The organism is Xanthomonas arboricola pv. populi, assembly GCF_002939945.1.
In the GTDB taxonomy this organism is placed as follows: Bacteria; Pseudomonadota; Gammaproteobacteria; order Xanthomonadales; family Xanthomonadaceae; genus Xanthomonas; species Xanthomonas arboricola_A.
The window spans coordinates 456,507-469,582 of sequence record NZ_MDEB01000001.1; the positions used below are offsets into that span (position 1 = coordinate 456,507).

Here is a 13,076-nt window from a genome sequence, read left to right on the forward strand (position 1 = left end):
CACCATACAGGACCATCGCCATGGCCAAGGCCTACCTCTGGATCAACGCAGTGCTCTACGTCGTCCTGGCGATCTGGTGCACGCTCTCGCCGGCCAAGACCGCCAACGCCGTGGGTTACACCCAGCTCTCGCCGGCCGGGCAATCGGAATACCTGGTCATCTATGGCGGCCTGCAGCTGGGCATGGCGTTCCTGTTCGGCTACTTCGCATGGATCGATCAACCGCGCACCGGTCTGCTGGTCGCACTCGCGTTCTACGTGCCCATCGTGCTGTTCCGCAGCGTCTCCCTGGCGCGCCTGTGGCCGGTCTCCGCGCCAACGGTGGCATTGGCAGGCGTCGAGATCCTGCTGCTGCTCGCTGCAGTGCTGCTGTGGTTTCAGCGCAAGTGAAGGACAGCGTCCACCCAGTCCGGTAGCATCGCCCCCACCTCAAAAAACGCCCGACCGCATGAGTGCCATCCCTGGCCACGACGACGATGAAACCGGACGACTGCTGACCGCAACCGCGGGCGGGGACCGGCATGCCTTCGAAGCGCTGTACCGGCAGACCTCGCCCAAACTGTTCGGCGTCTGCCTGCGCATGATCCCGCAACGCGCCGAAGCCGAAGAGGTGCTGCAGGACGTGTTCACGCTGATCTGGCACAAGGCCGGGCAGTTCGATCCCACCCGTGCACGCGGGCTCACCTGGCTGGCGATGATCGCGCGCAACAAGGCCATTGATCATCTGCGCGCCAATGCACCGCAACGCCGCAACGTGGCGCTGGACGATGCCGGCGAATTGCGCGCCAGCGATGCCTCGCCGCTGGAGCGCACCGAGCGTGCCAGCACGCGCCGACGCATCGACCATTGCCTGGCCGAGCTGGAGCCGCCGCGCAGCGAATTGATCCGCACCGCGTTCTTCGACGGCATCACCTACGAAGAACTCGCCGCGCGCACCGACACACCGATCGGCACGGTCAAGAGTTGGATCCGCCGCGGCCTGGCCAAACTCAAGGCATGTCTGGAACGATGAGCACGCCCTTTCCCATCGACCAGGAACCGCCGCGCGACGTGCTTGCCGGCGAATACGTGCTGGGCCTGCTGAGTGCCGACGAGCGCCTGGCTGCCGAACAACGCGTCGCCACCGACGGCCAGTTCGCCCAGGCGGTGACGCAGTGGCAGGAGCATCTGGCGCCGTTGCTGGAAGAGATCGCCGCAGTCACGCCGCCCGGCCAGGTCTGGGCACGCATCCGCCACACGCTGGGCTTCGATACGCCGTTGCACGCGGTGACCTCCGCCCCGTCGGCAATGCCACCGTCAGGCACGCCAAAGCCAGCGGTGTGGAACAGCGTACGGTTCTGGCGCTGGGCAAGCGCCGGCGGCCTGGCCACTGCGGCCGTGTGCGTGCTGGCGTTGCTGAACCTGCGCACGCCACCGGCACCGGTGCAACCGCCGGGCGCCGGCCCGGTGGTACAGACACCGGTCACGCCGCCTGCGGCCACCACCGCACCGGCGACCGGCATTGCGATGACCTCCACGCTGGCGACCGAAGACGGCCGCCCCGGCTATGTCGCATTGATGGATGCCGACAAGCACACCATCACGGTGACGCCGCTGGACCGCACTGCGACCGCCGACAAGGTGCCCGAACTGTGGTTGATCACGCCGGACGGCAAGGCGCATTCGATGGGTACCTTCGACGACCAGCGTGCACGCCGCGCGCAGATTCCCGATCAGCTGATGCCCATGCTCAGCAACGAGGCCATTCTGGCAGTCACGCTGGAGCAGCCGGGCGGCGCACCGGGCGGCGTTGCCACCGGTACCGTGGTGGCCAAGGGCGGTATCAGCACACTGGCAATGGCGCCCTGATCCGGCGCGCCTGACGCCGCCTGCGACCACGTCGCAGGCGGCGTCAGGCGCGCAACAGCCTCATCTGCGTCACCCCTGGCTGGCGCGGTTCAATGTGTGCGCAATTGCGCGATTCGTTCGCACCGGCGCGCCAAGCGCGCGCACGCATGCGACGATCGAACGCGCTGGTGCATCTGTTTGCCGGCTGCGTCCGTAAAGGGTCACGACTACACACGGAGAACCACGCGTGCCGAGTACTGGCTTTGACCCACATGCCGCGCCGCCGCAGCCTGCCGACAGCCGCCGGTGTGGCTGGCTCGCAGCGCGCACCGGCAGCCTGCGCCGTTGGGTGGATTCGCAAACCGACGAGCCGCTGGACGAAGCACGCGCAGACCGCATCGACTGGCTGCGTGCCCTGCCCTTCATCGCACTGCACCTGGCCTGCCTGGCGGTGCTGTGGCTCGGTGCCTCCTGGTTCGCAGTCGGCATGGCGGTGGCCCTGTACGCGCTGCGCATGTTCGCGCTGACCGGGTTCTATCACCGCTATTTCTCGCACCGCGCCTTCAAGACCTCGCGCGTGCTGCAGTTCGTGTTCGCGGCCATCGGCGCCACCTGCGTGCAACGCGGGCCGCTGTGGTGGGCCGCGCATCATCGCAACCATCATCGCCACACCGACACCGGCCGCGATCCGCATTCGCCGGCGCAGCACGGCTTCTGGTGGAGCCACACCGGCTGGTTCCTGACCCCGCGCAACTTCCGCACCGACTGGGAGGTCATCCCGGACCTGCGTCGCTTCGCCGAGCTGCGCTTTCTGGATCGCTTCGACATCGTGATGCCGGTGCTGCTGGCAACGGGGCTGTACCTGCTCGGCGAGTGGCTGGCGGTTGCCGCGCCCGCGTTGAAGACCAACGGTGCGCAGCTGCTGGTGTGGGGCTTTGTGGTCTCCACCGTGGCGTTGTTCCATGCCACCTTCACCATCAATTCGCTGGCACACCGCTTCGGCAGCCGGCGCTTCGAGACGCGCGACGACAGCCGCAACAACTGGCTGCTGGCGCTGCTCACCTTCGGCGAAGGCTGGCACAACAACCATCACTTCTTTCCCGGCTCCGCGCGCCAGGGCCTGCGCTGGTGGGAGTACGACGTCACCTGGTACGGGCTCACCGCGATGTCGTGGGTGGGGCTGGTGTGGGACCTCAAGCCGATGCCGAAATCGCTCACGCAACGTGGCGAGCGGGTGACCCGATGACCGAGGGCAGGATTGCCGTGGTCGGTAGCGGGATCGCCGGCCTGGGCGCAGCGTGGCTGTTGTCGCGCCGCTACGAGGTCACCTTGTTCGAGGCCGCCGATTATCTGGGCGGACACACGCATACGCACGACATCCAGCTGGATGGCCAACGCTATGCGGTGGACAGCGGTTTCATCGTGTTCAACCCGCAGCACTATCCGCTGCTCACGCGCATGTTCGCCGAGCTGGACGTGGCCGCGCAGCCGACCACGATGAGCTTCTCGGTGCACGATGCGCGCAGCGGGCTCGAATACAACGCCGGCAGCCTGGGCGGGTTGTTCTGCCAGCGCAGCAATCTGCTCAGCCCGCGCTTCTGGGGCATGCTGGCCGACCTGCGCCGCTTCTATCGCCAGGCACCGGCGGTGCTGCACAACCAGGAACGCTTCAGTACCCTGGGCGCGTATCTGCAGCGGCATGGGTATTCGGCCGCGTTTCGCGACCAGCATCTGGTGCCGATGGCCTCGGCGTTGTGGTCATCGCCCTCGCAGCGCATCCTCGAATTCCCGATGGGCCAGCTGATCGGCTTCATGGCCAATCACCACATGCTGCAACTCAGCGGGCGCCCGCAGTGGCAGGTGGTGCGTGGCGGATCCAGCAGCTACGTGCACGCGCTGCGTCGGCGCTGGCAGGTGCTCGAACGCCTGTCCACCCCGGTGCATGCGATCCGGCGCTCGCCCAACGGCGTGGTGCTCAGTTCCCTGCGTGGCGAGGAGCACTTCGACGACGTGGTGCTGGCCTGCCATGCCGACGATGCGCTGGCCTTGCTCAGCGACGCCACAGCGGCCGAGCAGCAGATCCTGGGCGGCATCGCCTACCAGGACAACGATACCGTCCTGCACACCGACGCCAGCGTGCTGCCGCGCGACCGCCGCGCCTGGGCGGCGTGGAATGCGCATGTACCGGCCGACCCGCAGGCGCCCTGCACGGTGAGCTACTGGATGAACGCCCTGCAGTCGATCGATGCGCCGCAGCCGTTCATCGTCAGCCTCAATCGCGACCACGACATCACCCCGGACAAGGTGCTGCGGCGCATGCGCTACCGCCACCCGGTGCAGAACGCCGCTGCCCTCGCGGCGCAGACGCGCAAGGCCGAGATCCAGGGCGTGCAGCACACCTGGTTTGCCGGTGCGGCATGGGGCTTCGGCTTCCACGAAGACGGCCTGCGCAGCGGCGTGGATGTGGCCAACGGCCTGGGAGTCGAATGGTGATGCGGCTGCTGCGCGGAGCCGGCCCCGATGCGGTAGCGCTGCCTCCCGGCGAGGGCAGCGGCGCCGGCAGCGTGGCCGGCACGGTGCGCAGCGCGATCTACACCGGCTGGGTGCGCCACCGTCGGTTTGCGCCCGGAGCGCTGGAATTTCGCTACCGGCTGTTCCTGATGTATCTGGATCTGTCCGAGCTGGATCGGGTCTTCGCGCAACGCTGGCTGTGGTCGGTGGGGCGCGCCAATCTGGCGCAGTTCCGGCGCAGCGATTATCTCGGCGACCCGGATATTCCGCTGGACCAGGCCGTGCGCGATTGCGTGCAGACCCATACCGGCGAACGCCCCGATGGCGCGATCCGCCTGCTCACGCATTTGCGTTACTTCGGCCACGTCTTCAATCCGGTCAGCTTCTACTACTGCTTCGATCGCCACGGTGGCCTGCGCTGGATCGTTGCGGAAATCACCAATACCCCCTGGCAGCAGCGCCACACCTACGTGCTGCCGGTCGCGCAGGCGCGCACGCATCGCCATGTGCATGCGTGGCGCTTCGACAAGCGCTTCCATGTTTCGCCCTTCATGGGCATGCAGCACCAATACGACTGGCGTTTCAGCGTGCCGGATGCCCAGTTGCGCGTGCACATGGAGGTGCTGGATGCGTTCGGCGACGACACGCCGGACGGCAGCCCTGAGGCTGACGCTGATGGCGCAGGCAGCGACCGCGGCGCACGCCGCTTCGATGCCACCCTGGTCCTGCAGCGCCGGCCGCTCAACGCGCACACCCTGGCGCGCACGCTGCTGGCCTATCCCTTGATGACCGTGCAGGTGGTGCTGGCCATCCACTGGCAGGCCCTGCGCCTGTGGCTGCGCGGCAACCCGGTCCACGATCACCCTCATCCGCCTGTGCGAGAACCCCGATGAACGCCACGTCCCTGCCTGACACCGCTGCGCCGCGCGCGGCTTCCTGGACGGACCGCCTGTTGCGCAAGCGCCTGCTGGCCACGCTCGGCGAGCTGCGCGATGGACAATTGCAGCTGCACGAAGCCGATGGCGTCACCACCCTCGGCAACGCCAGTGGCGCGGATGCGCTGCAGATGCAGTTGCGCGTCATCGACCCCGGGTTCTATCGCCAGGCCGCGCTCAACGGCAGCGTCGGTGCCGGCGAGTCGTACATGGATGGGCAGTGGCAATGCGACGATCTGGTCGCGTTGATGCGCCTGCTGCTGCGCAATCGCGACCGCCTGGATGCGATGGAGACCGGCACCGCGCGCCTGGGCGGCTGGGCGATGCGCAGCCTGCATGCATTCGCGCGCAATACCCGCAGCGGCAGCCGGCGCAACATCGCCGCGCACTACGATCTGGGCAACCCGTTGTTCCGCCTGTTTCTCGACGAGAACCTGATGTACTCCTCGGCGATCTTCGTCGACGGCGAAGAAGCCCAGGCCGAAGCGGCACTGGAGCGCGCAGCCACGCGCAAGCTCGAACGCATCTGCCAGAAACTGCGGCTCGGCCCGCAGCACCATGTGGTGGAAATCGGCACCGGCTGGGGCGGCTTCGCGCTGCACGCCGCACGCGCGCACGGCTGTCGCGTCACCACCACCACCATCTCGCGCGAGCAGTTCGAACTGGCGACCCAACGCATCGCCGCGGCCGGCCTCAGCGACCGGGTCACCGTGTTGTTGCGCGACTATCGCGATCTGGACGGCCGCTACGATCGGGTGGTGTCGATCGAGATGATCGAGGCGATCGGCCATCAGTATCTGGACACCTATTTCGCCAAGGTCGGCAGCCTGCTGGCCGACGATGGCGAGGCGCTGATCCAGGCCATCACCATCGAAGACCATCGCTACGCGCAGGCCTTGCGCTCGGTGGACTTCATCAAGCGGCACATCTTCCCCGGCAGCTTCATTCCGTCGGTGGCGGCGATGACCGGCGCGATCGCGCGCGCCAGCGACCTGCGCCTGTTCAACCTGGAAGACATCGGGCCGAGCTATGCGTTGACGCTGCGCGCCTGGCGGCAGCGCTTCATGGCGCAGCTGCCGCAGGTGCGCGCGCTCGGCTATGACGAGCGCTTCATCCGCATGTGGGAGTTCTATCTGGCCTATTGCGAAGCCGGTTTCCTGGAGCGATCGATCGGCGATGTGCATCTGTGGCTGAGCAAGCCGGGCGCACGTCCGCCGCAGTTCGTGCCCGGCCTTTCCGTTGACGCATGAAGCAGCTCGGCAACTATCTGGGCCTGCAGGTGCTGTGGCTGGTGGCAGTCAGCGCGGCCGCGCAGGCGCGCATCTGGCCGACCCTGCTGGTGCTGGGGTTGTTCGCGCTGTATCAGCTATGGCCGTCGCGGCGTGCGCCGGGCGATCTGCAGTTGCTGGTCGCCGCGCTGTCACTGGGCTTGCTGCTGGACACCACGCTGGCCGCGGGCGGTTGGGTGCGTTACGCCGCGCCGTGGCCGGGCACGTTGCTGGCGCCGGCCTGGATCCTGGCGTTGTGGCTGGGCTTTGCGCTCACGCTCAACCATTCGCTGGCTTCGGTGATGCGGCGGCCGTGGCTGGCGGCGCTGCTCGGCGCGATCTTCGGACCGTTTTCGTACTGGTTGGCGCAACGCAGCTGGCAGGCGGTGGAATTCCAGCCGCCACAGCTGCATGCGGTGGTCGCGGTCGGCCTTGGTTGGGGCCTGGCCTGCGGCGTGTTGTCGCTGTATGCACGCCGCCTGGCGCGACCATCGCCTGAATACCTGAGGGGAGAGCTGCAATGAATGCCTGGCCGCTGCTGCATGTGGGCGTGTTCGCGAGCGTGGTGATGGCGATCGGCTGGCTGTGGCAACGCCGCAGCGGCAATGCCGGCCCGGTCGATGTGCTGTGGGCTGCGTGTCTGGCCATCGCTGCGCCGTATTGCGCGTGGATGTCCGACGGCGCGCTGCTGCCGCGCGTGCTGGTCGCCGCGCTCGGTGGCGTGTGGGGTGCGCGCCTGGCGTTGCATCTGGGCGTGCGTGTGTTTGGCGACCCGCACGAAGATGGCCGTTATCGCGCCTTGCGCGAGCACTGGAAGGGCGACCAACGCAAATTCCTGGGCTTTTTCCTGGCGCAGGCGGTGGTCGTGGTGCTGTTTTGTGTGCCGTTTCTGGCTGCTGCCAGCAACCCGAATCCGGCCTGGAGCGTGTGGAGCATGCTGGCGATCGCGGTGTGGTTGATCGCGGTCGGTGGCGAAGCCCTGGCCGACCGGCAACTGTCTGCGCACAAGGCCAACCCGGCCAATCGCGGCATCACCTGTCGCAGCGGGTTGTGGCGGTATTCGCGCCATCCCAATTACTTCTTCGAGTTCGTGCACTGGTTCGCCTATCTGGCGCTGGCCGTCGGTGCCGGGCCGTGGCCGCTTGCCCTGGCTGCGCTGGGGCCGGTGGTGATGTTCGTGTTCCTGTATCGCTTCACCGGCATTCCCTACACCGAGCAGCAGGCGCTGCGCTCGCGTGGTGAGGATTACGCGCAGTACCAGCGCAGCACCAGCGCGTTTTTTCCGCTTCCCCCTTCGTCCTGAGTCGCCTGGAGAGTCGTATGTCCACCGTCACCGTTCCGCCCTCCTCGCTGCCCCAAGAATCCTTGGTCACCCGGCTGGCCGAATCCGGCGTGCTACCCGACGCCGCATTGCGTCACGGCATCCGCCGGCTGTGCGCACAGCGCCTGCGCGATGAGCGCACCGGCGGTGCCGATGCCAGCGGCGAACGCCAACGCGCCTTCATCGACAGCCTGCGTGCCAGCGCCATTGCCATCGAAACCGATGCCGCCAATCGCCAGCACTACGAATTGCCGCCGCAATTCTTCACCCTGTGCCTGGGCCGCCGGCTCAAGTACAGCAGCTGTTACTGGGACGCCACCACGCCGGATCTGGATGCGGCCGAAGAACGCATGCTGGCGCTGTACGGTGAGCGCGCCGAACTGGCCGACGGCCAACGCATCCTGGAGCTGGGCTGCGGTTGGGGCTCGCTGACCTTGTGGATGGCCGAGCGCTATCCCGGCGCCACCATCACCGCGGTGTCCAACTCGCGGCCGCAGCGCGCGCACATCATGGAGCAATGCCGCGTGCGTGGCTTGGGCAACGTGCAGGTCATCACCGCCGACGTCAACGCGCTGGCGCTGCCGCCGGGCAATTTCGACCGCGTGGTGTCGGTGGAGATGTTCGAGCACATGCGCAATTACCGCGAACTGCTGGCGCGCGTCGGCAGCTGGCTGGCGCCGGGCGGCAAGCTGTTCGTGCACATCTTCTGTCACCGCGATCTGGCCTATCCGTTCGAAGTGGCCGGCGAAGACAACTGGATGGGACGGCATTTCTTCACCGGCGGGCTGATGCCGGCGGCCGATACCTTGCTGCATTTTCAGCAGGACGTGGTCATCGAACAGCGCTGGGTGCTGTCGGGCGAGCATTACGAAAAAACTGCCAACGCCTGGCTGGAAAACCAGGACCGCCACCGCGAGCAGATCATGCCGCTACTGAAACAGACCTATGGCGACGATGCGCAGCGCTGGTGGCAGCGCTGGCGGATGTTCTGGCTGGCCTGCGCGGAGCTGTTCGGTTACGACCAGGGCCGCGAATGGGGCGTGGCGCATTACCGCTTCGTCAAACGCTGATCGCGGCACGTGCGCGCGTCGAAACGACGATGCGAACAGCACGCGTGGAGCGCGACATGTCGGCGTTCCACGCGTGCGGGCGCGTCGACCAACGCGTTGGCAATCCTGCCCAGCCAACGTGCGATCAGTTCTTCGCCACTGTCTTCCGACAACGCCGCGATGCACCTCGGAGCGCATGCGCGCAGATGACACCGCTCCGGGGCGCGCGATCGACCCGCGACCCGCGCGCCGCCCTGCGATCAGCTCGCCGCAGCGGTGATCACGATTTCCACCTTCCATTCCGGCCGCGCCAGTCTGGCTTCGACCGTGGCGCGCGCGGGGGTGAAGCCATGCGGCACCCATTCGTCCCAGGCCTTGTTCATGCCGTCGAAATCGGCGATGTCGGCCAGGAAGATTTCCGCACGCAGGATCTTGGTCTTGTCGCTGGCCGCCTGCGCGAGCAGCTTGTCGATTTCGCCCAGCACCTGACGGGTCTGCCCGGTGATGTCTTCGCTGGTGTCTTCGGCAACCTGGCCGGCCAGGTAGCACACGCCGCCATGGACGGTCATTTCCGACATCCGCGGACCCGCATCGAATCGCTGCAGCATTTCAGACTTCCTACGGTTGATTGACCCGGGCATTGTCCCGCGAATGCGGCAAACGTGCAGCCCCGGCGCGCACGTGCTGCGCCAACCACGTCCCCACCCGCACCATCCAGGCCACGATCAACACGATGGCGCTCTTCTGGCTGATGCCCAGCGGCGCGCTGGTGACCGTGACGTGGAACAGCAACACCGCAAATGCGCCCAGCCCCAGGCCGAACGCGGTGGTGAAGTAGCCTCGCCACAGCCGATCGCGGCGGAAGTACCAGGACTGCAGCAATACCGCCGCGATCACGCACAGAAAGGTCATGTCGGCCGATAGCAGATGCACCAGCATGGCCGCGTCGGGCGCCAGCTCCGGCATCCAGCTATCGCCGATCGACACCATGCTCAGGCCCATCGCCGCCGCCCAGAACAGCGCCACCACCGTGCGGCTGCGCGCGGCCGGTGCAAGTGCCGCATGCAGGCCCAGCGCCATCCACGCCATCGCGGCAGCCAGAACGCAATAGGCCGTGCGCAGCAGCAGGCCGTAGGCGCCGTGCAGATACGCGCTCAATTGTGCGTCGATCCAGTCCAGATCGCCGCGCAGCCATTGCAGCAGCAGGATCAAGGCGATGAAGGCCAGGCCCATGCAGGCGGCGGCCGCGCCGACCTGCCCGGCCCAGCGTGGCGGGCATGACTGGCCGGGTGGCATCACGGTGCCGTTGTGGTGTCGATCGTCCATCAATTGCCTGTCTGTGGTGCAACGGTCATCGTGTCCACGTCGGTCGCCTGCGGCACGTGGGCGCGGCGATGCCCTATGATGCGCGCGGCCGTCCTGAGCCGACACCTGTCGGCGCGACCGAACCCTGCGTTCACCTCATTCGGCATCCACGCGATCACCCTGCATGTACCTTGACACCGACCGGCCCATGCAGACCAACCGCCCGCGCGGCACACACCGTGCATGTGCCCTTCTTCCCCTCCAGCAGATCCCGTTTCCCTCATGACGGATACCTCCGTGTCTTCCCAAGCGCCGGCCAGCGGGTGGCGCCGCGCCTTGCCGGTGATCATCAGCCTGGCAATCCTGGCAATGGCGCTGCACGCGCTGTCGGGGCAATTCACCGACCATGGCTATCGGCAGATCCGCCAGGCCTTCCGTGCCCTGGGTGCCGGCCAGATCGCGCTCACCCTGTTGCTGGGCTTGAGCAGCTACGCCTGCCTGGTGGGCTTTGACTGGGTCGGGCTCAAGCGCACCGGCAAGCGGCTGCATCCGGCGCGCGTGGGCATCACCGCCTTCATGGCGCATGCGGTGGGGCAGACGCTGGGCTTTGCCGCACTCACCGGCGGCGCGGTCCGCCTGCGCGGCTATGGCAGCGTCGGGCTGACCCTGGCCGAGATCGGCCAGGTGGTGCTGATGAGCACGCTGGGCTTCATCTTCGGCGCCTGGGTGTTGCTTGGCCTGGCGCTGATGCTGGAACCGGAGGCGGCTGCGCGTGCATTGCCGATCACCGCGCAAGGCATCCGCATCGCCGGCATCGCCTTGCTGGTCGGCTACGTTGCGATGCTGGTGCTGGTTGGCAGACAGGGCCGCGAATTCGGGATCCAGAGTCATCGCTTCTGGCTGCCCGACCGCACCACGGTGCTGGGCGTGACCGCGCTGAGCGTGGTCGAGCTGGGCCTGGCCGCCGCCGCGTTCTACGTGCTGCTGCCGCCGGACCCGGGCACCGGCTACTTCGGTTTCATCGGGATCTGGCTGGTGGCGGTCGTGGCCGGGCTGATCTCCACGGTGCCGGCCGGGCTGGGCGTGTTCGAGTGGAGCCTGCTGAAGCTGCTGCCGCATGTCACCCCCGCCGCGGTACTGGCCGCCGCGCTGGCCTACCGGGTCACCTACTACATCGTGCCGCTGCTGATCTCGGTGGCGATGGCGGCGGCCTCCAGCATGGGCGCACCGGTGCGTGCCAGCGCCAGCACCGCACGTACGGTGTGGAAGGCCTTGCGCCCGTGGTTGCCGCAGATCCTGGCGTTGGCGGTGTTTGCGGTGGGTGCGGCACTGGTCATCGACGGCACCTTGCCCACGCCCCGCGCGCGCCAGGAAGTGGCGCCGCTGCCGCTGATCGAGACCTCGCATCTGCTGGTCAGCCTGGGCGGAATGCTGCTGCTGCTGATCGGCCAGGGCCTGCAACGCCGCAGCCATGCGGCCTGGGTGCTGGCGCTGGGCGTGTGCATCCTGCTGCCGCCGCTGTCGCTGTTGCGCGGCAGCCATATCTCGGTGTCGTTGTCGGCGGCGCTGGCTGCGGTGGCGCTGTGGGCGGCACGCCGCGAGTTCTACCGCCAGGGCGCGCTGCTGGACGAAGCCTGGTCGTGGCGCTGGCTGAGCAACCTCGGCCTGGTGCTGGTGGCCACGTTCTGGCTGCTGTTCTTCGTCTACAGCCATGTCGAATACAGCAATGACCTGTGGTGGGAATTCGCCACCTCGGCCAACGCGCCGCGTGCGCTGCGCGCGGCGCTGATCCTGTGCGTGGGCGTGATCGTGTTCGGCATGGCACGCCTGCTCCGTGGTGGCCGCCGCCCGATGCAGGCGGCCGATGCGCAGACCCTGCAGACGCTGGCGCCGATCCTGGCCAGCAGTACCGACACCCAGGCCTGCCTCGCCCTGACCGGCGACAAGGCCTTCCTGCTCGATGAGCAGGGCCGTGGGTTTGTGATGATGCAGCGTTACGGCGGCTCGCTGATCTCGATGGGCGACCCGGTCGGTCCGTCCGAGGTCGCACGTGCACTGATCTGGCGCTTCCGCGAAGAGGCCGACCATATGGGCCTGCGTCCGGTGTTCTACCAGGTCGGCGAAAAATACTGGCAGACCTACCTCGACATGGGCCTGACCCTGGTCAAGCTGGGCGAAGAGGCGATCGTGCCGCTGGAAGGCTTCACCCTGGAAGGCCGCGACCGCGCCGATCTGCGCCAGGCCTGGAACCGCGGCAAGCGCGGCGGCCTGACCTTCCGCATGCTGCAGCCCGAACAGGTGGATGCGGTATTGCCGCGTCTGTCCGAGGTGTCCGAGCAATGGCTGGAAGAAAAGTCCGGCGAAGAAAAAGGCTTCTCGCTGGGCAGCTTCGATGCGGACTATCTGCGCCGCTTCCCGGTGGCGGTGGCCGAGGCGGAAGGCCAGATCGTGGCCTTCGCCAATGTGTGGTGGGCGCCGGCCGGCGGCGAGCTGTCGGTGGACCTGATGCGGCACAGCGCGCAGGCCCCCAAGGGCACGATGGATTTCCTGTTCATCGAGCTGTTCCTGTGGGGGCAAGCCAACGGCTACACGCGCTTCTCGCTGGGCATGGCGCCGCTGTCGGGCCTGGCCGAGCATCGCCTGGCCGGCCGCTGGAATCGCTTCGCCAGCCTGGTCGCACGTCACGGCGAGCGCTTCTATGGCTTCAGCGGCCTGCGCCGCTTCAAGTCGAAGTTCGCCCCGACCTGGCGCCCGCGCTATCTGGTCGCGCCCGGCGGCATGCATCTGCCGGCGGCGTTGCTGGATGTCACCCGATTGATCTCGGTGGATCCGGGCCGGCAGGAGTAAAACTAACGCGGGCC

13 protein-coding genes are annotated in these 13,076 nt (G+C 67.5%); 11 read left to right on the forward strand and 2 right to left on the reverse strand.

The genetic code is table 11. The features are described 5' to 3' along the window. Nucleotides 1-20 precede the first annotated feature (20 nt). The 10 genes from XaplCFBP3123_RS02215 (at nucleotide 21) to XaplCFBP3123_RS02260 (ending at nucleotide 8,931) form a co-directional block, all read left to right on the forward strand. Nucleotides 21-389, forward strand: a complete 369-nt coding sequence (locus XaplCFBP3123_RS02215; protein WP_024940530.1) for a DUF4345 family protein — start codon at nucleotides 21-23, stop codon at nucleotides 387-389. 58 nt (nucleotides 390-447) lie between these two features. Beyond that, a complete protein-coding gene (locus XaplCFBP3123_RS02220; protein WP_104532617.1) occupies nucleotides 448-1,011 on the forward strand; it encodes a sigma-70 family RNA polymerase sigma factor in 564 nt (187 codons plus the stop codon). Further along, nucleotides 1,008-1,847 carry an anti-sigma factor gene (locus XaplCFBP3123_RS02225; protein WP_172453053.1) on the forward strand — a complete coding sequence of 280 codons (840 nt, stop codon included), beginning with the start codon at nucleotides 1,008-1,010 and terminating at the stop codon, nucleotides 1,845-1,847. The genes XaplCFBP3123_RS02220 and XaplCFBP3123_RS02225 overlap by 4 nt, the downstream gene beginning before the upstream one ends. A 226-nt stretch (nucleotides 1,848-2,073) precedes the next feature. Then, nucleotides 2,074-3,072 (forward strand): acyl-CoA desaturase, encoded by a 999-nt coding sequence (locus XaplCFBP3123_RS02230; RefSeq protein WP_104532619.1) that lies wholly within the window; start codon nucleotides 2,074-2,076, stop codon nucleotides 3,070-3,072. Next, nucleotides 3,069-4,319 carry an NAD(P)/FAD-dependent oxidoreductase gene (locus XaplCFBP3123_RS02235; RefSeq protein WP_104532620.1) on the forward strand — a complete coding sequence of 417 codons (1,251 nt, stop codon included), beginning with the start codon at nucleotides 3,069-3,071 and terminating at the stop codon, nucleotides 4,317-4,319. Before XaplCFBP3123_RS02230 ends, XaplCFBP3123_RS02235 begins: the two co-directional genes overlap by 4 nt. Then, nucleotides 4,319-5,230, forward strand: a complete 912-nt coding sequence (locus XaplCFBP3123_RS02240) for a DUF1365 domain-containing protein (protein ID WP_172453054.1) — start codon at nucleotides 4,319-4,321, stop codon at nucleotides 5,228-5,230. The genes XaplCFBP3123_RS02235 and XaplCFBP3123_RS02240 overlap by 1 nt, the downstream gene beginning before the upstream one ends. Beyond that, nucleotides 5,227-6,522, forward strand: a complete 1,296-nt coding sequence (locus XaplCFBP3123_RS02245; RefSeq protein WP_104532622.1) for an SAM-dependent methyltransferase — start codon at nucleotides 5,227-5,229, stop codon at nucleotides 6,520-6,522. The genes XaplCFBP3123_RS02240 and XaplCFBP3123_RS02245 overlap by 4 nt, the downstream gene beginning before the upstream one ends. Then, nucleotides 6,519-7,064 carry a DUF2878 domain-containing protein gene (locus tag XaplCFBP3123_RS02250; RefSeq protein WP_104532623.1) on the forward strand — a complete coding sequence of 182 codons (546 nt, stop codon included), beginning with the start codon at nucleotides 6,519-6,521 and terminating at the stop codon, nucleotides 7,062-7,064. The genes XaplCFBP3123_RS02245 and XaplCFBP3123_RS02250 overlap by 4 nt, the downstream gene beginning before the upstream one ends. Further along, nucleotides 7,061-7,843 carry a DUF1295 domain-containing protein gene (locus XaplCFBP3123_RS02255; RefSeq protein WP_104532624.1) on the forward strand — a complete coding sequence of 261 codons (783 nt, stop codon included), beginning with the start codon at nucleotides 7,061-7,063 and terminating at the stop codon, nucleotides 7,841-7,843. Before XaplCFBP3123_RS02250 ends, XaplCFBP3123_RS02255 begins: the two co-directional genes overlap by 4 nt. A 17-nt stretch (nucleotides 7,844-7,860) precedes the next feature. After that, on the forward strand, nucleotides 7,861-8,931 hold the full coding sequence (locus tag XaplCFBP3123_RS02260) for an SAM-dependent methyltransferase (protein WP_104532625.1): 1,071 nt from the start codon (nucleotides 7,861-7,863) through the stop codon (nucleotides 8,929-8,931). Between the two features lie 239 nt (nucleotides 8,932-9,170). Here the strand turns inward: XaplCFBP3123_RS02260 and XaplCFBP3123_RS02265 are convergent, their stop codons facing one another. Both XaplCFBP3123_RS02265 and XaplCFBP3123_RS02270 read right to left on the reverse strand, forming a co-directional pair. Continuing rightward, nucleotides 9,171-9,518: a RidA family protein gene (locus XaplCFBP3123_RS02265; RefSeq protein ID WP_104532626.1), complete on the reverse strand. Its 348-nt coding sequence runs from the start codon at nucleotides 9,516-9,518 to the stop codon at nucleotides 9,171-9,173. A gap of 10 nt (nucleotides 9,519-9,528) precedes the next feature. Then, on the reverse strand, nucleotides 9,529-10,236 hold the full coding sequence (locus XaplCFBP3123_RS02270; RefSeq protein ID WP_104532627.1) for a DUF998 domain-containing protein: 708 nt from the start codon (nucleotides 10,234-10,236) through the stop codon (nucleotides 9,529-9,531). A 261-nt stretch (nucleotides 10,237-10,497) separates the two neighbouring features. Between XaplCFBP3123_RS02270 and mprF the strand changes: the two genes are divergently transcribed. Then, nucleotides 10,498-13,062, forward strand: coding sequence for a bifunctional lysylphosphatidylglycerol flippase/synthetase MprF (gene mprF / locus XaplCFBP3123_RS02275; protein ID WP_104532628.1), 2,565 nt, complete (start codon nucleotides 10,498-10,500; stop codon nucleotides 13,060-13,062). Nucleotides 13,063-13,076 lie beyond the last annotated feature (14 nt).